The organism is Lysinibacillus sp. NPDC097162, assembly GCF_044762185.1.
Taxonomy (GTDB): domain Bacteria; phylum Bacillota; class Bacilli; order Bacillales_A; family Planococcaceae; genus Lysinibacillus.
Genome location: NZ_JBIWDT010000001.1, coordinates 618,924 through 638,028 on the forward strand (window position 1 = coordinate 618,924; position 19,105 = coordinate 638,028).

20 protein-coding genes and 2 riboswitches are annotated in these 19,105 nt (G+C 35.9%); of the genes, 14 read left to right on the forward strand and 6 right to left on the reverse strand.

Annotation, left to right across the window (positions count from 1 at the left end; translation table 11 throughout):
- Positions 1-129 precede the first annotated feature (129 nt).
- From ACIQXW_RS02955 to ACIQXW_RS03005, 11 genes are all read left to right on the forward strand, one after another.
- Positions 130-1,494, forward strand: coding sequence for an MFS transporter (locus ACIQXW_RS02955; protein ID WP_402759810.1), 1,365 nt, complete (start codon positions 130-132; stop codon positions 1,492-1,494).
- A 154-nt stretch (positions 1,495-1,648) separates the two neighbouring features.
- A riboswitch (cobalamin riboswitch) is annotated at positions 1,649-1,836 on the forward strand.
- Positions 1,837-2,042: 206 nt separating this feature from the next.
- Complete coding sequence (locus tag ACIQXW_RS02960; RefSeq protein ID WP_402759812.1) at positions 2,043-2,231, forward strand: hypothetical protein; 189 nt, start codon at positions 2,043-2,045, stop codon at positions 2,229-2,231.
- 55 nt (positions 2,232-2,286) lie between these two features.
- Positions 2,287-2,958, forward strand: a complete 672-nt coding sequence (locus ACIQXW_RS02965; RefSeq protein ID WP_402759814.1) for a hypothetical protein — start codon at positions 2,287-2,289, stop codon at positions 2,956-2,958.
- A gap of 173 nt (positions 2,959-3,131) precedes the next feature.
- A riboswitch (cobalamin riboswitch) is annotated at positions 3,132-3,309 on the forward strand.
- A gap of 120 nt (positions 3,310-3,429) precedes the next feature.
- A complete protein-coding gene (locus tag ACIQXW_RS02970; RefSeq protein ID WP_173478376.1) occupies positions 3,430-3,654 on the forward strand; it encodes a glutaredoxin family protein in 225 nt (74 codons plus the stop codon).
- The gene (gene nrdI, locus ACIQXW_RS02975; RefSeq protein WP_401018836.1) at positions 3,651-4,010 is read left to right on the forward strand and encodes a class Ib ribonucleoside-diphosphate reductase assembly flavoprotein NrdI; all 360 of its coding nucleotides are present in this window, start codon (positions 3,651-3,653) and stop codon (positions 4,008-4,010) included. The genes ACIQXW_RS02970 and nrdI overlap by 4 nt, the downstream gene beginning before the upstream one ends.
- A complete protein-coding gene (gene nrdE, locus ACIQXW_RS02980; RefSeq protein ID WP_401018835.1) occupies positions 4,007-6,100 on the forward strand; it encodes a class 1b ribonucleoside-diphosphate reductase subunit alpha in 2,094 nt (697 codons plus the stop codon). Before nrdI ends, nrdE begins: the two co-directional genes overlap by 4 nt.
- Entirely contained in the window at positions 6,088-7,056 is a 969-nt protein-coding gene (gene nrdF / locus ACIQXW_RS02985; RefSeq protein WP_340825359.1) for a class 1b ribonucleoside-diphosphate reductase subunit beta, read from the forward strand. The genes nrdE and nrdF overlap by 13 nt, the downstream gene beginning before the upstream one ends.
- Before the next feature lie 11 nt (positions 7,057-7,067).
- Positions 7,068-7,505, forward strand: coding sequence for a dUTP diphosphatase (gene dut, locus ACIQXW_RS02990; protein WP_340825357.1), 438 nt, complete (start codon positions 7,068-7,070; stop codon positions 7,503-7,505).
- A 294-nt stretch (positions 7,506-7,799) separates the two neighbouring features.
- Positions 7,800-8,342, forward strand: a complete 543-nt coding sequence (locus ACIQXW_RS02995; protein WP_402759817.1) for a GNAT family N-acetyltransferase — start codon at positions 7,800-7,802, stop codon at positions 8,340-8,342.
- Between the two features lie 280 nt (positions 8,343-8,622).
- Entirely contained in the window at positions 8,623-9,750 is a 1,128-nt protein-coding gene (locus tag ACIQXW_RS03000; RefSeq protein WP_402759819.1) for a CamS family sex pheromone protein, read from the forward strand.
- Positions 9,751-9,871: 121 nt separating this feature from the next.
- Complete coding sequence (locus tag ACIQXW_RS03005) at positions 9,872-10,162, forward strand: hypothetical protein (protein WP_402759820.1); 291 nt, start codon at positions 9,872-9,874, stop codon at positions 10,160-10,162.
- 48 nt (positions 10,163-10,210) lie between these two features.
- Here the strand turns inward: ACIQXW_RS03005 and ACIQXW_RS03010 are convergent, their stop codons facing one another.
- From ACIQXW_RS03010 to fdhF, 3 genes are read right to left on the reverse strand one after another with little or no spacing between them, the layout of a single operon-like run.
- Positions 10,211-11,257 carry an Mrp/NBP35 family ATP-binding protein gene (locus ACIQXW_RS03010; RefSeq protein ID WP_402759822.1) on the reverse strand — a complete coding sequence of 349 codons (1,047 nt, stop codon included), beginning with the start codon at positions 11,255-11,257 and terminating at the stop codon, positions 10,211-10,213.
- A 12-nt stretch (positions 11,258-11,269) separates the two neighbouring features.
- The gene (locus ACIQXW_RS03015; protein ID WP_402759823.1) at positions 11,270-11,749 is read right to left on the reverse strand and encodes a helical membrane plugin domain-containing protein; all 480 of its coding nucleotides are present in this window, start codon (positions 11,747-11,749) and stop codon (positions 11,270-11,272) included.
- A gap of 4 nt (positions 11,750-11,753) precedes the next feature.
- Positions 11,754-14,690 (reverse strand): formate dehydrogenase subunit alpha, encoded by a 2,937-nt coding sequence (gene fdhF, locus ACIQXW_RS03020; protein ID WP_402759825.1) that lies wholly within the window; start codon positions 14,688-14,690, stop codon positions 11,754-11,756.
- Between the two features lie 575 nt (positions 14,691-15,265).
- Between fdhF and ACIQXW_RS03025 the strand changes: the two genes are divergently transcribed.
- From ACIQXW_RS03025 to moaA, 3 genes are read left to right on the forward strand one after another with little or no spacing between them, the layout of a single operon-like run.
- Complete coding sequence (locus ACIQXW_RS03025) at positions 15,266-15,613, forward strand: Na-translocating system protein MpsC family protein (protein ID WP_402759826.1); 348 nt, start codon at positions 15,266-15,268, stop codon at positions 15,611-15,613.
- Between the two features lie 12 nt (positions 15,614-15,625).
- Entirely contained in the window at positions 15,626-16,444 is an 819-nt protein-coding gene (fdhD, locus tag ACIQXW_RS03030; protein ID WP_340825345.1) for a formate dehydrogenase accessory sulfurtransferase FdhD, read from the forward strand.
- Positions 16,445-17,461: a GTP 3',8-cyclase MoaA gene (gene moaA, locus ACIQXW_RS03035; protein ID WP_402759828.1), complete on the forward strand. Its 1,017-nt coding sequence runs from the start codon at positions 16,445-16,447 to the stop codon at positions 17,459-17,461. It begins immediately after the preceding gene.
- Between the two features lie 49 nt (positions 17,462-17,510).
- Here the strand turns inward: moaA and moaC are convergent, their stop codons facing one another.
- The 3 genes from moaC to ACIQXW_RS03050 are packed head-to-tail and all read right to left on the reverse strand — an operon-like array spanning position 17,511 to position 19,073.
- Positions 17,511-17,993 (reverse strand): cyclic pyranopterin monophosphate synthase MoaC, encoded by a 483-nt coding sequence (gene moaC / locus ACIQXW_RS03040; RefSeq protein WP_401018823.1) that lies wholly within the window; start codon positions 17,991-17,993, stop codon positions 17,511-17,513.
- Complete coding sequence (gene mobA, locus ACIQXW_RS03045; RefSeq protein ID WP_402759830.1) at positions 17,986-18,582, reverse strand: molybdenum cofactor guanylyltransferase; 597 nt, start codon at positions 18,580-18,582, stop codon at positions 17,986-17,988. Before mobA ends, moaC begins: the two co-directional genes overlap by 8 nt.
- Entirely contained in the window at positions 18,579-19,073 is a 495-nt protein-coding gene (locus tag ACIQXW_RS03050; RefSeq protein ID WP_401018820.1) for a MogA/MoaB family molybdenum cofactor biosynthesis protein, read from the reverse strand. Before ACIQXW_RS03050 ends, mobA begins: the two co-directional genes overlap by 4 nt.
- Between the last annotated feature and the right edge of the window lie 32 nt (positions 19,074-19,105).

Sequence of the window (19,105 nt, forward strand, 5' to 3'; positions counted from 1 at the left end):
TGTTTGCGAGATACGTAACTGAACAATAAATTGTAGATTTTTATAAGCGTGGCTACCATCTTAAAATGATTTTTTTCATTTAAAAATGATAGCCATTTACCTTAAATTAAATGTATGTCGGAGGCTACCGTGAATATAGTTAATCCCATAGATGTAGTTAATCAGAGTAAATTGAAAGGGTTTCATTATCGTTTCATTATTTGTTTGTTTTTTATCATGATGTTCGATGGTTATGATGTTGTTATTTATGGTGCGTCTATTCCTATGTTAAAAGCACAATGGGGCATCTCTAATCTTATAGCAGGGTCAATTAGTAGTTATACAACGATAGGGACGGCCATTGGTGCTGTCATATTCGGATTGTACGCAGATCACTTCGGAAGAAAACGCATGATTATTTTTACAACGTTTATTTTCAGCTTCTTTACTTTGTTATCTGGATTTGCCACATCACCGCTACTATTTGTAATTTTTCGTGTTATTGCAGGGCTAGGATTTGGTGGTGTGATGCCGAATATTGCAGCCTTAATTTCAGAATACGCACCGACTAAACATCGTGCTGCTATTATTTCAATAATTTTTTGTGGTTACTCTGTAGGTGCCATGCTAGCCTCATTCAGTGGACAGGTTTTTTTAGAAAAATTCGGTTGGCAACCTGTTTATTGGATTGCAGGTTTACCACTTCTTACACTGCCTCTTTTTGTATGCATCATCCCAGAATCTATTCATTCTTTAGTGCAACAAAAGGATACAAAAGCACTAACTACTGCCCTTCAAAAAATAGAACCAACGCTTCCTAAAGATATTCAATTTGTATATGTCGAACAGGAAAAAATACAAAAGTCACCCGTGCGGGATCTATTTAAAAACAAACTTGCTTTAAGTACAATGATGTTTTGGTTGTCATGTTTCTGTACATTTATCTTGATGTATTCATTAAATACATGGCTCCCAACTTTAATGATGAATGCAGGCTATGGCTTAAGCTCAAGTTTGATGTTTATTGTCGCACTACAATTCGGATCAATTGCAGGCACCCTGGCATTAGGCAATGTCATTAAATACTTTGGTTTCAAACGTGTCCTTATCCCGCTTTATTTAGTTGGTGCCGTATCCCTGACACTTATAGGTTTCTCTAAAAATATTTATTTGGCCTATGGGCTCATTATTATTATTGGTGCAGCATCACTCGGTTTACAAAACATGTCGAATGCCTATGTAGCTGAATATTACTCAGTGGAGGTTCGCGCGGCAGCACTTGGAAGTACAATGGCATTTGGTCGTATTGGTTCAATTGTTGCACCAACTTATATGGGAATTCTACTAACTTTTAATCTTCAACCACAGTTTAACTTTTTTGCAATTGGTATTGCTGCAATTTTTGGTGCCATAGCTATGAGTTTTATTCGTGAAGACCGTGCAGACTATGCAGAAAACAAGCGAGAAGCTTCTATTAAGGTAACAAACTTGAACTCGTCTATTAATAGGCTATAACAGTAGAGCAAGCTACTAATTGAATAAATATTATCAAAATCAGGAATGTCAGTTAAACAGTGTTCCTGATTTTTTTGTGATGTTTCGCATCATGGCTTGTCTATTCTTTGATAAGTTGTTAGAGAGTGAAATAGGATATGTTATAATAATGTAAACGGAATAATAGGATAGAGGTACAAATTCATTGTGAGTTTGTTTAAAAGGGAAGAACGGTTAAAATCCGACGCTGTCCCGCAACTGTAAATAGGAGCACATTTTAAAAAACCACTGTTACGTCGTAATGGGAAGGAAAAATGTGCGATGACTATAAGCCAGGAGACCTGCCTTTATCTAGTACAACCAATAAACCTACGAGGATAGGAGGTGTTGAGTGTGGCGATTTGTTTTCATCATACTCATAGTGCGACAACCAAAGAAAGGGTGTCTATTATCAATAGACGACTTATTTATCATTGGTTGAAGAACTATGCAGTATTTCAGTCATAGCTGACATCTTTACTGTAAAAGGAAAGATGTTTTTTTTATGGACTAATTTAGGAGTGAACTAGATGACATCACATTCAATTTCATTTTATGAAAATCAGTTAAAACAACAAATTATGAATAACCTTTCGGGCCAAAATGGCATTTCTTTGCAAACATATATGAACAGGCTAATACAAGAAAATGAGCATGATTATAAAAATATTAATTATGCTTATTTAAATGTAAAACGTGAAATAGTAGGCGCTAAATAAGGAACGAGCAGATTACAAGAAATAAAATTAAAGGGAAAGAGAAGGTTTGAAATGTATGCAAAATCATGATGATCTGGAAAGGGATTCTTTAATAAATCGACCAGACTCTTTTTTTATAGAATTATTAGAAAGCTTTAATAACGAGAAATTAGAGAGGCTTGATGCGCTAGTATATTTTGACTCTTTTCTTTGGTGGAACGAACAAACACACTATTTTTCAGAAGAACGGCTCCAGAAACTTTGGATGAAGCTTATAAAAAAATATAAATTCACCATTGAACAATGGGGAAAAATTGACGCCAATACAAATATTCATTTTTATCTTGTGAAAGAAAATGGACATGGTTTACAAAAGTTAATGCGTTTTTATAATGACCGTCGGGCATTGAAATGGAAAGAAAATGCATTTGATTATGGAATGGCAATGCTTATCAACAAAGGTAAAATGCCTGGATTGGAAATGTTTTTTCTGACAAATTTAATTTGTTACGAATGGAAAAATGATTATTTAAAGAACGCAGATGTGATAGATTTCTTTTGTCTTACTGGAAATGATAAAGTAAAAGAATTGTACGAGAGTTATAGGGCTTATGATAGTGAACAAAATCTTTTAAGTGCTATGAAATTAGTTAAACTATTGTCTAAATATAATCCTCAGTTCAATATCTATGCAGCAGCAACACCTGATTTCTATAAGAAACTATCGCAGTTTATTGGAGTAAAATAAAAATTATGCTTATATTTTATGGATGATCGCCATGTAAAATAATCTATAATTCTTTGGTACTACGAATTCGTTCTACAGAAAATAACGAAAAGTTACACAATAAAGAATTCCCTTTTCTAGATTTACTTTTTACTTGAAGGATGGTACACTTAATTGTATTGAATAACAATATATTGTGTTCGTTTTATTTAGGTACTACAATATGTAGTGTAATAGGGAAGTTCGGTATATTCCGACGCTGTCCCCGCAACTGTAAAAGCTGACGATGATTTAATCCACTGTGCATTCGTATGGGAAGGAAATCAGAGAGTGAAGCAAAGCCAGGAGACCTGCCTATCATAAAACAAATCAACCTTTCTTCGGGGAATAAGAAATGGGGACGTGACTATTCTTTGGCTTTTTTACGTTTCTAACTTAGGCTGTCTCTCCCGAGAGATAGCCTTTTTATATTATGAAAAGAGGGAATTTAAAATGAAACTTTATACTAAAACTATATGCCCAAAATGTCTTTGGGTCAAATCGGAATTACAACGTGCAGGACTTGAGGCAGAAATTGTGAATATTGATCATGACGAACAAGCAAAACAAAAAATTATGGACGCAGGCTTTTTAAGTGTGCCTGTTCTTGAAGTAAATGACACATTTATAGGAGATGTCAAAGAAATCGTTTCTCAAATTGAGATGATTGCAATATGATCGTTTATGCCAGTCGTACAGGTAATGTGCGAAGTATTGTTACTAAATTAGATGGTGAGTCAATTGAAATATATGATGGATTATTGTTGACTGAGCCCTATCTTTTGATAACATACACAGACGGCTTAGGTGATATTCCTGCAAAAGTAGCCCGCTTTTTAGAGCAAAACAAGGAATTTTGCAAGGGAGTAGCTGTTAGTGGTAATAGTAATTTTGGACACCATGTGTTTGGCGGAGCTGGTGAGAAAATTGCAGAAGCCTATAAGGTCCCGTTAGTATGTAAACTAGATTTACGGGGATATCAGGCTGATTATGAAGTAATACAAATGTTTTATGAAACGAGGGTGAAGGGATGAAAACATATTTAAAGCTTAATAATGAGGTGCTTAATCGCTATAGCACGACAGGTCAATTAGAGCTTGAAAAGGACCGTGAAGCAACACGCCGTTATTTTTTAGAATATGTAAATGTGCGTCTACGTTATTTTATTGATATTGAAGAAAAAATTCGCTATTTAGTCGATGAGGGTTACTATGAGAAACAATTTATCGACATGTATGATATAGATTTTATTAAACATCTATACAAAAAAGCATACGATTACAATTTCCGCTTCCCTTCATTTATGAGTGCGAGTAAATTTTATGATAGCTACGCAATGAAAAGTCGTGACGGAGAAGAAATTTTAGAAAAATATGAAGATCGTATTGTTATCATCGCTTTATATTTAGCACAAGGGAACACTGTGTTAGCAGAACGTTCTGTTGAGGCAATGATGGAAGCGTACCAACCAGCAACGCCAACTGCATTAAACAGTGGGAAAAAAGCGCGTGGCGAATTAGTAAGCTGCTTTAAACTATCAATGGACGATTCAATGAATAGTATTGCTGAGAATATTGGTTATTGTTTGGAGCTATCACGCCTTGGAGGTGGAGTGGGGGTAAACTTAACTGATTTACGTCCATTAGGTGATCCTATTAAAGAAATTTTAAATCGTGCAAGTGGTGTTATCCCAGTTGCTAAACTTCTAGAAAATTCGTTTAGCTATTCGAATCAGCTTGGACAACGAAACGGCTCTGGCGTTGTCTATCTAAATATTTTCCACGCAGATATAGAAAATTTTATTTCATCGAAAAAGCCAAATGCGGATGATAAAATCCGTCTAGCAACACTATCAACAGGTATTATTATTCCAAGTATTTTCTTTGAACTTATGAAACGTGATAAAGATATTGTGTTGTTTAGCCCATATGATATTTATAAAGAATATGGTAAACGGATGTCTGAAATCTCAATTACTGAGATGTATTACGAGTTACTAGATAACCCGAATATCCGTAAAATTAAACGCTTGAATGCTCGTCGACTTTATACAGAAGTGAAAAAAGCCCAATTTGAATCAGGCTATCCTTTCGAAATTTTTGATGATAATGTCAACGATGTACATCCACTTAAAAATATAGGCCGTGTAAAAATGTCAAACCTATGTACAGAAATTCTACAAGTACAAGAAACAAGTATAATTTCTGACCAAAATGAACCAAATGAATACGGGCTGGATGTATCGTGTAACCTAGGTTCAATTGATATTCATGCCGCAAGTAAAGTAAATGATTTTGGAACATTAGTTGATACGGCAATGCATTTATTAACGAATGTGTCGCAAATGACGAACATCACGAATGTACCGCCTGTAGCTAAAGCAAATAAACTAATGCATTCGGTAGGGCTTGGTTGTATGAATTTACATGGCCATCTTGTTACAGAAGGAATCATGTATGGTTCAAAGGATTCGATTGATTTTATGGACAGCTTTATGGAAGCGATGAACTATTATTCACTTAAATCATCTATGGAGATTGCTAAGGAAAGAGGCGAAACGTTCTACCGTTTTGAGGATAGTGATTATGCTTCAGGCGTTTATTTTGATCAATATGTAAACAAAATCGAAGTAGAGCTCTCACCTGTTGTATTAAAAGCACTAGGAAATATTCCAATTGTGACATCAAAAATGTGGGAAACATTAAAACAGGATGTCATGCAATATGGTTTATTCCATTCTTATCGTCTAGCTATTGCACCAACTGGTAGTATTTCATACATTCGTAGCTGTACAGCTTCGATTGCACCAAGTACTGAGCGCGTAGAGGTACGTGATTATGCGGATAGTCGAACAATTTACCCAATGCCACATTTAACAAATGATAACAGTCATTTATATGTTGAAGCATATGATGTGAATCCATATGATTTAATCGATTTATATGCAGCATCTCAAAAACATGTAGACCAAGGTATTTCGATGACGCTGTATGTAACTGATAACTGGACAACGGAACAGTTGGCTAAAATTTATATTTATGCTTGGGTAAAGGGAATTAAATCTGTTTATTATGTCCGTCAACGTTTGCAAAGCTTAGAGGAGTGTGTCGCATGTCAAATATAATTTACGAAGCGGTCAATTGGAATAAGTCAACGAGTGAACTAGCACAAGTATTTTGGGACCAACAATGGAAACAAATTTGGTTTCCAGAAGAAATTGCAGTAAGTAAGGATATCCAACAGTGGAAAAATTTCGAGCACCAAGATACGTATAAGAAAGTATTTGCAGGCTTAACATTACTTGATACAGTTCAAACTAATATTGGGATGAACCGTGTTGCAGCTTTTACAACAGATCTTCAAGAAAAGGCTGTTCTTACTGTATTTGATGCATTTGAAGCGATCCATGCAAAATCTTACTCATATATATTCACAACGCTTTGTACAAATGAAGAAATTGACGCGCTATTTGAATGGGTAAAGAAAAATGAATATCTACAATATAAGGCTAATAAAATTGCAGATATTTATAATAGTATTGAAGAAGGGGATTCAGAAAGTTTGTGGAAAGCGATGTTCTCGTCCGTTATGCTAGAATCATTCCTTTTCTACTCTGGCTTCTTCTACCCATTATACTTAGGAGGGCAAGGCTTTCTTCGCAATAGTGCAGAAATTATTTCCCTTATTTTACGCGATGAATCCATCCACGGTGTGGCAGTAGGCTTCTTTGCTCAAAATTTATATAAGCAATTTTCTAAGGAAAAGCAAGAAGAGCTAACATTATGGGGTTATGAATTATTACTTGATTTATATCAAAATGAAATGAATTATACAGAAGATATTTATGCTGAAACAGGTTTATCGCCTGAAGTAAAAGCTTACGTTCGCTATAATGCTAATAAAGCGTTAATGAATGTTGGATTTGACCCAATGTTCCCGGAAGAAGAAGTTAATCCTATCGTTATGAATGGTATTCGCAATGAAGGTTCAACATATGACTTCTTTTCACAAAAGGGTTCTACTTACGCAAAAGCAAAAGTAGCGCCAATTACAGATGACACATTTAAATTTAATCGTTAAGGATGAAAATAATGAACTTAGACGTAAAAATCAAAAGAATTCATGCTGATGCATTGCTACCTTTGCAAGCAAATCCAGGTGATGCGGGAATGGATCTTTATTCAATTGAAGCAGTCGAAATTCCTTCGGGAGAAGCAAGATTAATAAAAACAGGCTTACAAATTGAATTACCAAAAGGGACAGAAGCGCAAGTTCGTCCAAGAAGTGGACTAGCATTAAAACATAGTGTAACTGTTCTCAATAGTCCAGGTACAATTGATGAAGGGTACAGAGGCGAAATTGGCGTTATTTTAATTAATCATGGTAAAGAAACATTTATCGTTGAGAAATCAATGCGCATTGCCCAAATGGTAATCCAAATTGTCCCTTCTATTCAACTGCTAGAAGTAAATGAATTATCTCAAACTGTTCGTGGAGCTTCTGGATTTGGAGCAAGCGGAACAAAATAAGTTCCTAAGAATTAAGTTCGGTACAGTACCGAACTTAATTTTTTTGTAGGAGTGCCAGTCACCCACACAATTTACAAACAATTTCACAGTTACTATTTTATTCTAAAAAATAGCATGTTTGACTTGCCATATAAATTTGAAATAAAATAGGCTCATATTAAATTAGAGGTTTTTGTTTGATTAACTTATGTTTCTTACTGGGGTGTAAACTTTCTTAATAATTATTATTAAGAAGGTATGTTGGGTAATTTCTAAATTTTTTAAAACGAAAATTTTTTAAAAAAAGGAGAGTATATGAATATTAAAATTAGGCAAGAGCACCCTTCAGATTGCAAAAAAATTGAAGATGTTGTCAAAATGGCATTTTTAAATGTAGAACAAAGTGACAAACAAGAGCATTTTCTTGTGAATAAAATTAGACAATCAGATGCTTTTGTTTCTGACTTGTCATTAGTAGCGATAGCTCAGGAAACGAATGAAATTATTGGTCATATTCTTTTATCTAAAATAACAATTGTCGCTTCTAATTTAACTGTAGATTCTTTAGCACTTGCTCCTGTTGCAGTCGCACCTGAACACCACAAGAAAGGTGTAGGTAGTCAATTAATTAATGCAGCCTTAAAACGTGCAAAAGAGCTTGGTTTTCAGTCAGTAATCGTTTTAGGACACAAAGATTATTATCCGAAATTCGGATTTAAAAAGGCAAGTTTATGGAATATAAAAGCACCTTTTGAAGTGCCAGATGAAGTATTTATGGCAATTGAACTGACGAAAGATTCTTTGACTAATGTTCAAGGAACAGTAAATTATTCAAAAGCCTTTATGAGTGAGAGTTAATTATTGATATAAATCATTTACAATAACCCTGTATTTTTATAGGGTTTTTTGTATGTAGATAAAACTCCATTTTGGATGAAAAATGCACTTTAAATAACAGTAAATCGATTGTTTTATTTGCTAGCAACTGGACGTTTTGCACCTTCTTTAAATAACAAATAGCGTTTGCAATATATAAAGTCTTTAATATAAATATTAATAGAACTTATGGTAATATAAGGTATGACGAGAGTAGTGAAAGCTTTTCATAATAACACAATAAGAAAGGAGAATTATAGACATGGATATAAGAAAAAGTGCACTATTATTAATATCACCCTTATTTTTTTTAGCTGCTTGTAGTGATAATGAAGAAGATAATAATCAAGAGAAAATGTATATATCTTCAATTCAGAAAAAGGAAACATACGAAATTCAACAGCCTGCTAAATTGAATGTTGCCAGAGGATTAATTGTTAGTAATATGAATAATACTTTAAATATTAATGAAATTGAGAAGGGGTTAATGAATTTATCAGTAAATTATTTTTCGCCAAGTAGTTTTTATATGCAGGAAGGCCAATATTTAGATAAAAATATGATTAGGCAATGGTTAGCTAGGAAAACTGAAGAAGGCTTAGGTTTAAATCCACCAATAGAAAATAGTACTGGTAATGTTTTAGAGGATGAAAAAGCGAATCCGCTAATTTTATCACATGTGTTAGAACAAAATTACATTAACAAAAAAAGTGGGAAAATAGAAGGGATAGCAATAGCCATATCGTTAAATGAATATTATGACATACGAGTATCTGATGATAAAGGCTTGATTTATACAGACCAAGTGAAAGTTGATAATAATAACGATGATGTAAATGATGTAGGTAATTATGGTAAAAAAATAGCGGAAGCAATAGTAAAAGATATCAGAAAAAATGAAGCAATGCCTAATGTTCCAATCTATTTAACGTTGTATCAAGAATCCAATAAAAATGATATACTTCCAGGCATTTTTTTAGCTGAAACCTTAATTGCAGAGAGCAAGGATAAAATAGATAAATGGACTGACATAGATAAGAAAGATTACACATTCCCTTCCGATGCCTTATATAGTTTGGATCAAGATACATATAATAAATTATTAAGTTTTAAAGAAGAAATACAAAAGAATTTCAAACATTTAAATCCTAAAGCATTTGGAAAGCTTCGATATGAAGATGGAAAATTAGCGGATATAAAAATAGAGGTACATGCACCTTTAATAAATGATACGGAATTGATTGGCCTTTTGCAGTTTATTAGTACAAAATTAAATTCTATTTTATTTGATTATGTTCCTGTTACGATTCGTATTATCGATCAAAAACAAGATGTTGGAATTGTTTTATGGGACCCAGAAGAAAAACAAATTTTCGCAACCCCAATATAGTGCCAGTCACCCAAACAATTCTGATAATTCGATGGGCTAAGTTTTGTTCACTTTTCGGCTCCATAAAAAAAGAGTATTATTAAATAGGAAGAAACTCTATATAAAAGGATGACGTTCGGACATGAATGAGCAATTAGTGGATTGGATTATTCGCTTTCAAAGGGATAAAGATATTGAAGCACTAGCGAATTTAAAAGACTATTGTTATGAGATGATTGAGCCTTTAATTGTGGAATTTACAGCGAAGTATGGTGAAGATGCAGGAGCGTTATTACGTTTAAAATGGGATAAACGGTTTTATTTTATTTTTACGAAATATCAGGTGAATGTAGGGCTTTCTTTAGAGACATTTGTGCAAAATACGTATCGTTTTTATTTCATGCAAGTATTAAAAAAGGCGGGCTACTTGTGACAGAAAAAATCCCTTGATTTGTGTAAAAGCAAATCAAGGGATTTTTGTTTAATAATATAGTAAATCTTCTGCTAGCTGAGTAAATATTTCGCCGATAATTGTTTCTTCATCATATACCGAGGAGCCTGTATTTTCTTCAGGCTGGGCGAAAGGAATATGAGCTATTACTTGGGCTTGCAGTAAATCTGCCAAATGTTCGGCTCCACCTTGTCCAAATAGATAGTTTTTTTGACCATCTGCCCCTGCAAAATAAGCCATGTTTTCTACTACACCAAGTATAGTATGCTTCGTATGTTGTGCCATCAAGCCTGCACGGGATGCGACGTGAGAGGCGGCAAGATGCGGTGTTGTCACGATGATTTCTTGTGCTTGTGGAATCATCGCTGCCATATCAATGGCCACATCCCCAGTTCCTGGAGGTAAATCAATTAAGAGATAGTCCAAATCGCCCCATAACGTATTGACAAGGAAATTACGAATCCATTTGTTAAGCATAGGGCCACGCCACATAACAGGCTGGTTCCCATTTGTGAAAAAGCCCATCGACATCAATTTAACCCCATGACTTTCAATAGGAATCGCTGTTTGATCAAGCATAGTAGGCTTTTGGTCAATGTTCATCATAGCAGGAATACTAAAGCCATAAATATCAGCATCAAGTATGCCAACACGTTTACCAAGACGGGCAAGAGCGACCGCTAAATTAATCGTAACAGTCGATTTCCCAACACCGCCTTTGCCACTTGTGATAGCAATGAATTGCACACCAGAATTAAGCTGCAACATGTGCGGCATGCCTTGTGCATCAACATTTTTCTCTTGTAAAGAGGCGGCTAATGCACGACGTTCCTGATCTGTCATAGCGCCAAAGGTAATGGCAACACTGGTTGCACCAATTGCTTGTAATGCTTCCTCCACATCTTGCTTGATTTTCGCTTTTAACGGACATCCTGGAATCGTTAAAATAATATCCAGTGATAGATGGGTGTCATGTATATGAATATTGCGCACCATATTCAATGTGACGATACTCTGATGAAGCTCAGGATCTTGAACTTGTTGTAATGCGTTGATTACATCTTCTTGTACTAACATAACAGAACCACCTTATTCTTTTAAACCTTTGCCAAGTCCTTTTAAGAAATGGACCCCAAAATTGAGCGCACGATTGACATCTGGATCATTTAACATTTTTACAAGCTTAAAGGCACTTACTTTTTCATCGGATTCAAGTGCTTTGTTGGCTTCCTCTACACCTGAATTTAAGCCATCAATCAGCTTAGTCGTTGTTTCAGGACTTAGCTCCGTCAATGCTCCCGCAACCCCCATTAAATTATTAATGATATTAGTTACAGGTTTACGTGTTAATTGTCCAAGTGCAACATGGGCGACTTCTTCTTTAGCTTCTAGTAGCTTCATTGCTGCTTCTAATGCACCGATATCATTTAATTCAGCCATAATAAGCAACACTTGATTGACCGCTTCTTCTTGATCAGAAAGCAGTTGTTTGAGATTATCTAATTTTTGTTCCTTTAGCTGTTCTTCTGTTACTTGTTGTTTTTTTATATTTGTAATGGGTGCAGCCATGCTCTCACTCTCTTTCGTTTATGGTTGTTAAGTGAACGTAGCCAGGACGATTCCATTTTCGTTGTACCTCAACACCATTTTGAGGATGACGCTTTTTATAGCGAGGGTTAGTGCGAGGAAGTGGTGTTTTGCCTTTTGCTTTTAGCACTTCTACTCGTACTTTTGTTTGTTTATAAGCTGGTGTTGATGTATTAACATCTGCTGCAGGACCAGTTAAGAAGTTGATAGCTGAATCTTTGCTAACAGAGTTCATTGGTAAAAATAATTCATTTCCTTGTACGCGATCTGTAACAAGGGCATTTAACTTTAACGCGCCATATGGAGATACTAAACGGAGTAGGGCCCCATCTTCAATGCCTCGTTCTTTTGCCAATTCTGGTGAGACTTCAACGAAAATCTCAGGTACCTTTGATTGAATACCTTTCGATTTATTTGTTAAATTTCCTTCGTGGAAGTGTTCAAGCATACGACCATTGTTAATATGACAATCGTATTGTGCCTCAAATTCAACTGGTTGTACCCAATCATTTAAAGCAAAACGCGCTTTTTTATCAGGGAAGTTAAAGCCGTCTTCATACAATAACGGTGTATCTTTACCATCGTGGCTACCCCAACAGAAACTACCCCAGCCTTCTAAGACATCATAGTTAGCTTGTGAGAATAGAGGAGACAGGCTCGCCATTTCATCAAAAATATCACTTGGATGATCATAATGCCAATCTGCTCCTAATCGACGTGCTACGGCTTGAAGGATTTCCCAGTCTGCTTTTGATTCACCAAGTGTTGGTAAAACTTGATACAGGCGCTGAACGCGACGTTCAGTATTTGTAAATGTACCTTCTTTTTCAAGGGAAGGGGCAGCTGGTAAAATAACATCTGCATATTGTGCTGTACGTGATAGGAAACAATCCTGTACTACAAAAAATTCAATTTGTGAAAGGACCTCATCTACATGGTTGGCATTACAGTCAACAAGCGCCATATCCTCGCCCACTAAATACATCGCTTTCATTTTACCTTCCATAATGGCATCTAACATTTGCATATTAGTACGACCTGGTTGGGACTGAATAGGAACACCATAAGCTTTTTCGAATTTTGCACGTGCCGCATCATCAGTCACTTTTTGATAGCCTGGTAATAGATTTGGTAATGTTCCCATATCACAAGCACCTTGAACATTGTTATGACCGCGGAGAGGGTAGGCCCCAGCACCGGGACGGCGATAGTTACCAGTTGATAATAGTAAATTTGAAATAGCTGCTGATGTGTATGAACCTCCAGTATTTTGTGTTACACCCATGCCCCAAAGAACGCATGTACCGTCTGCATCACGAATCATCTCAGCAACTTCAATCAATGTTTCTTTCGTAATACCAGTCATTTCTTGCGCATAATCAAGTGTATATGTTTCAAGTACTTGTTTGAAATCATCAAAATGAAGGACATTTTCTCGAATAAAGGCTTCATCATGCCATCCTTGATCTATGATATATTTGGTAACTGCCATTAACCAAACTTGGTCAGTACCTTGTTTTGGACGCATAAAGATATCGGAACGCTCAGCCATTTCATGTTTACGTATATCGGCAACGATTAATTTCTGACCATGTAATTTATGCGCACGTTTCACACGTGTTGCTAAAACGGGATGACCTTCAGCTGGGTTAGCACCAACAATAATGACAAGACCAGCTTTGGCAATATCTTTGATCGTACCAGCGTCACCGCCTAAACCTACTGTACGTAATAAACCATCAGTAGCAGGAGATTGACAATAACGAGAACAATTATCGACGTCATTTGTTCCAAATAACTGACGAGCCATTTTTTGAATTAAATAATTTTCTTCATTTGTAATTTTAGATGAAGAGATAAAGCCGACAGAACCAGGACCATATTGTTGTTGAATACCACCAAGTTTTGTTGCAATTAGATCCAGTGCTTCATCCCATGATGATTCAACAAACTCATCATTTTTACGTATAAGTGGTTTTGTAATTCGTTCTTCTGAATTGACGAAATCCCAGCCGAATTTCCCTTTGACACAAGTCGAAATCGCATTTACTGGACCATCGGAAGGCTGTACTTTTAAAATTTTTCGGTCTTTTGTCCATACTTCGAATGAACAACCTACACCACAGAACGTACAAACTGTTTTCGTTTTTTTAGTGCGTTTACTACGCATGGCTGCTTCCACTTCAGAAACGGCAAAAATACCGCTATATCCCGGTTCAACTTCCTTAATCAAACTGATCATTGGATCTAACATATCCTGTTTCAAACCAGTCATAAATCCAGCCTCTCCAAGCATGGATTTTTCCATTAAGGCGTTACATGGGCAAACGGTTACACATTGACCACAACTTACACAGGAAGAATCATTAATGGCAGCACCTTTATCCCAAATTACACGTGGTCGTTCTGCTTCCCAATCGAGTGATAATGTTTCGTTCACCTGTAAATTTTGGCAAACCTCTACACATTGCCCACATGCAATGCATTGGTTGGGATCATATCGGTAAAATGGATGCGACATGTCCACTTCATGTGGTTCAACTTTGGGCGTGTACGGATATTTTTGATGCTCGATTTCCATTAACTCGGCTGTGTTGTGTAATGTACAATTTCCATTGTTATTATCACATACTGTACAGTACAATAAATGGTTTTCGAGTAGACGGTCCATTGCTTCTGTTTGTGCAGCTTTTGCTTTGTCAGAAGTTAATAAAATATTCATGCCGTCTACTGCCTTTGTGGAGCAGGAACGAACTAATTGGCCATTCACCTCCACAATACAAGTATCACATGTTTCAATTGGGTCTACAGCAGGCACATGACAAATCTGAGGATGAGGAATGGCATGTTGATTAATGGTATCAAGGATTGTAGCTCCTTCTTTTACATCATATGGAGCGCCATTAATTTTAATTTGAGTCAAGGTAACTTCCTCCTATTCACTTTGAGACTTATAGGACAACTTGTTACGGCTAAAGACAAAAGGGAATAACAAATCGAGTTGGTTATTTTTGAAGCGATTGTCTTGTTATTATTGTAATTCCCTATTGTTCTTTAATCTACCTCGAAATAGGTTTAATTTCTAGATTATAACAAATTATCCATGTCTCGTTTTTTAGAAAAATAAAAAAATCCACCATGAAATTACATGTCCAAAACATGCTAATCATTCATGGTGGATAAAATTCTTAGCAGGTCTTGCTAAAAACTCAATCTACTTTTATTTTAAATAACAATAGAATTCAAATATTAAAAACACTATGCAACATCGTGAGATAGGGATTAAAATAAATCAATTCCATTTGTGATATGTATTATTATAGACGTATCCTTCAAAATGAACAATATTAATCATAAAATTTATTAAATGAGAATGATTATCAAAAAATATTATCTCTTTTAATTTTTTTCAAGTTGCTATATCATTAACAAACTGTAAGGGTGACCTCATATCAATTTGCATAAAAAAAGTTTATTTACGATGGGAGAATCGTTGCTATGTCTAAAAAAATACATGAATTTAATGATATGATTCGAAAGTTAAGAAAAGAAGTATTTGGAAAAGGACCAGAGCGTATTCATACTGTTTTTGTTGAGAATATGGCTGTATCGACTTTATACGGAAATATCACACCGACGGAAAAATTTATTGCCAGTACACCCGAAGGGCTAAAGATGGTACATGCTGCAAGGACGAGTATGATTCAGGATTTATATACACAATCACCACCCGAGGGGATGGAAGAATTGATAGGCAGCAAATTACTGCACTTATTTTCAGATATTAAAATTGAAGAGGATTTTGCGATTTCCGTCTTTATTTTTGAAAAAAATATCAGTGTGTAAAGGGGATGCCTTATGGATCGAGCAATAACAAGGAAAATTACGCGTGTAGAAGGCCAGCAAGTAAAAGAAATAGATGATTTAATCGTCTCAGAATACGCTGTGACTGTAAAAATTAATCAGCAAGAGTTTGTTACGATGGTTTGTACACCAGAGTATGTGGAAGATATGGTTATCGGCTACTTAGCTTCTGAACGAGTGATACGTAGCTTTGAGGATATTGAGGAAATTTGGCACCAAGAGAAAGAGGGCTTTGTGCATATTAAAACAAAACATGTCAATCCCTATTACCAACAGACGCAAAATAAACGTTATATTACCTCTTGTTGTGGCATGAGTCGGCAAGGATTTGTTTTTACCAATGATGCATTAGTAGCGAAAAAAATGGAAGATGTTCATGTGCAAATGACGACCGAGGATTGTTTTCGTTTAATGCATGAGATGCAGGACGGTGCAAACATTTTTAAGAAAACGGGTGGTGTGCATAATGCCGCACTATGTAATGTCAATGGCATTGTCTTAAGTCGCATGGATATAGGACGTCATAATGCGTTAGATAAAATTTACGGCTATTGCCTCCGTAACAATATTAGTATGCAAGATAAAATCATCGTCTTTAGCGGAAGGATATCGTCGGAAATTTTACTAAAAGTCTCCAAAATAGGCTGTGAAATTGTACTATCTAAATCAGCACCAACTGAATTAGCATTGCAATTAGCAGAGCAACTTGGCATTACGACGGTAGGATTTATCCGACAACATACACTGAATATTTATACACATCCAAAACGTATCCTATTACCTGCTCACAATTCACTGAAAGAAGGAGATTAAATGCATGATCTACAAGACCAATTAAATAGACCTTTAAGAGATTTAAGAATATCCGTAACAGATCGTTGTAATTTTCGTTGCCGTTATTGTATGCCAGCTGAAGTATTTGGTCCAGATTACGCATTTTTACCGTCTAATAAAATATTAACTTTTGATGAGATTGAACGATTAGTAAAAATCTTTGTTTCTTTAAATGTGAAAAAGGTGCGGATTACAGGCGGCGAGCCCTTACTTCGTCGTAACTTACCTGAATTAATTGCGCGCATTCACCGCATAGAAGGTGTAGAAGATATTGCATTAACTACAAATGGTTCTTTATTAAAAAAATTTGCACAACCATTGGCACAAGCTGGCTTATCTCGCGTTTCAATTAGTCTCGATTCACTGGATGATGAGCGTTTTTCTGAGATGAATGGTCGTCGTGGCAAAGTATTAACGGTGTTAGAAGGAATTGAAAAAGCTGCAGAAGCGGGTTTACAAGTGAAAATTAATATGGTTGTGCAAAAAGGAAAGAATGATCAAGATATCGTTACAATGGCACAATTTTTTAAAGAAAAACAGCATATTTTACGCTTTATTGAATATATGGATGTAGGAAATTCAAATGGTTGGCGCTTAGATGATGTTGTGTCCAAAAAGGACATTATTGGGCAAATTCATCAATTTTCACCGTTACAGCCAGCAGCGCCAAATTACAAAGGGGAAGTGGCAACCCGTTATCAATATCAAGACGCACAAGGTGAGATTGGCGTAATTTCGTCTGTTACGGATTCTTTCTGTTCCAGCTGCTCACGTGCTCGTCTCTCGGCAGAAGGAACATTATACACTTGTTTATTTGCAACAGAAGGCACGGATTTAAGAGAGCTGTTACGATCAGGGCAAGATGATGCTGCCATTATCAAATGTATTACAAAAGTATGGGAAACAAGAGATGATCGTTATTCAGATGAACGTAATGAGCAAACAACGGCAAAAAGGAAAAATTCAAAAATTGAAATGTCTCATATTGGAGGGTAGCGTATAAAAAAACAGAAAAAATCGGCAAAATAATGCCGAATTTTTCTGTTTATTTATGCACAAAAGTGCCACTTTTCCCACCAGTTTTTTCAACAAGATAGGTTTCTTTAATGACCATTGTTTTATCAACTGCTTTACACATATCATAAAAAGTTAATGCAGCAATAGACACAGCAGTGAGGGCTTCCATTTCAACACCAGTTTTTCCACTACATTTGACCGTAGCTTGGATATGGAGCTCATAGCCATTCTCTGCCTTTTCATAATGAAATTGAAAATCTGTGCCTTGTAGCATGATGGGATGGCACATGGGAATGATATCTGCGGTTTTTTTTGCACCCATAATCCCTGCAATTTGAGCAACTTGCGTTGGATCACCTTTTTTAATGTCACCTTGTTGGATGGCTTCATAGACAACATCAGATAAAGTTATGATACTACGAGCAATTGCAGTACGTGTCGTGATTTCCTTTTCTGAAATATCAACCATTTTAGGACGACCTTCGTCGTTCCAGTGTGTAAAATTATTCATTGTTAGACTCCTTTTTATTTGTTTTTGACCAATCTTGCTGTGCATTAATATTGATAAATGTTGAGTTATCATCATCAAAAGGGACATAACAAACCCGTAGTTGCGCTAACAGCACTTTCATACTTCGTTTGTTTTGTTCCGTTAATTGTTGTGCCTTGGATAAAGCTGTACGGCGATATAATGCAGCTAATGGTTGATCGCGTAGCGCTTGTAAAGGAACAATCGCATCATAATCGTCATTAATGAAGGTGACCATTTTTTGGATAAAATCAGCATTCATATAAGGCATATCGCTTGCTACGACAAAAAACCATTCCACATCAGGATAGGCTGTCATAATATGATGCAAGGCAAAAAGGGGCCCTTGATGAAGTTGCTTTTCGATGATCCAGTGGACGTTTTCCTCTTCAAACTGATATTGTAAGTGCGCATTTGTAGCAATGATGAGAGGGGATAGCTGATTTTTTTGCAACGCTATGAGACTATGCTTATATAAAGGTTGCCCAGCAAACATCTCAAACATTTTAGGTTTACCATACCGAGAGGATTGACCGCCAGCTAATACAATACCAGCAATTTTCATTTTCATAAGCGATTCAACTCACCAACAAAATGTTTGACAGTAGGTAATATGAGCTTCGTCATAGCCAGTGTCACCGCATTTGTAGAGCCTGGTAAAACGTAAATGGCTGTTTGTTGAAGACTCCCAGCAGTAGCACGACTAAACATCGCTCTTGGTCCAATTTCTTCATAGCTGAGTGTTCGAAATAATTCACCAAACCCCATCATTTCTTTTTCAAAAAGAGGCAAAATGGTGTCGTAAGTCTGGTCTCTTGGTGTAAAACCTGTTCCACCCGTGACGATAATGGTATTAATTGTTGAATCACTGCACCATTTTTTTACATGACTAGCGATATCCAGTGGCTCATCCTTTGTTAGTTGATAGTCCACAACGTCAAATGTAGCTTCTTGAAGTAATGATTGAATACGCTGTCCAGCATGATCATCTGCCTTTGTGCGTGTGTCACTGACCGTTAAAATAGCAACTTGTATTGGTTGCTGATGATGTGTGGGATGCACAGTAAAGACCTCCTTCGAACGTGTTTTACTTA

What these genes read in the sequence shown, in the direction of transcription:
- fdhD (WP_340825345.1), top strand. Translation starts at nt 15,626, where the DNA reads ATGGATCGAGCAATAACAAGGAAAATTACGCGTGTAGAAGGCCAGCAA.
- ACIQXW_RS03010 (WP_402759822.1), bottom strand. Translation starts at nt 11,257, where the DNA reads ATGTTAGTACAAGAAGATGTAATCAACGCATTACAACAAGTTCAAGAT.
- dut (WP_340825357.1), top strand. Translation starts at nt 7,068, where the DNA reads ATGAACTTAGACGTAAAAATCAAAAGAATTCATGCTGATGCATTGCTA.
- nrdF (WP_340825359.1), top strand. Translation starts at nt 6,088, where the DNA reads ATGTCAAATATAATTTACGAAGCGGTCAATTGGAATAAGTCAACGAGT.
- nrdE (WP_401018835.1), top strand. Translation starts at nt 4,007, where the DNA reads ATGAAAACATATTTAAAGCTTAATAATGAGGTGCTTAATCGCTATAGC.
- mobA (WP_402759830.1), bottom strand. Translation starts at nt 18,582, where the DNA reads ATGAAAATGAAAATTGCTGGTATTGTATTAGCTGGCGGTCAATCCTCT.
- ACIQXW_RS03015 (WP_402759823.1), bottom strand. Translation starts at nt 11,749, where the DNA reads ATGGCTGCACCCATTACAAATATAAAAAAACAACAAGTAACAGAAGAA.
- ACIQXW_RS03025 (WP_402759826.1), top strand. Translation starts at nt 15,266, where the DNA reads ATGTCTAAAAAAATACATGAATTTAATGATATGATTCGAAAGTTAAGA.
- ACIQXW_RS03000 (WP_402759819.1), top strand. Translation starts at nt 8,623, where the DNA reads ATGGATATAAGAAAAAGTGCACTATTATTAATATCACCCTTATTTTTT.
- moaC (WP_401018823.1), bottom strand. Translation starts at nt 17,993, where the DNA reads ATGAATAATTTTACACACTGGAACGACGAAGGTCGTCCTAAAATGGTT.
- ACIQXW_RS02995 (WP_402759817.1), top strand. Translation starts at nt 7,800, where the DNA reads ATGAATATTAAAATTAGGCAAGAGCACCCTTCAGATTGCAAAAAAATT.
- ACIQXW_RS03005 (WP_402759820.1), top strand. Translation starts at nt 9,872, where the DNA reads ATGAATGAGCAATTAGTGGATTGGATTATTCGCTTTCAAAGGGATAAA.
- ACIQXW_RS02970 (WP_173478376.1), top strand. Translation starts at nt 3,430, where the DNA reads ATGAAACTTTATACTAAAACTATATGCCCAAAATGTCTTTGGGTCAAA.
- nrdI (WP_401018836.1), top strand. Translation starts at nt 3,651, where the DNA reads ATGATCGTTTATGCCAGTCGTACAGGTAATGTGCGAAGTATTGTTACT.
- ACIQXW_RS02965 (WP_402759814.1), top strand. Translation starts at nt 2,287, where the DNA reads ATGCAAAATCATGATGATCTGGAAAGGGATTCTTTAATAAATCGACCA.
- moaA (WP_402759828.1), top strand. Translation starts at nt 16,445, where the DNA reads ATGCATGATCTACAAGACCAATTAAATAGACCTTTAAGAGATTTAAGA.
- ACIQXW_RS02960 (WP_402759812.1), top strand. Translation starts at nt 2,043, where the DNA reads ATGACATCACATTCAATTTCATTTTATGAAAATCAGTTAAAACAACAA.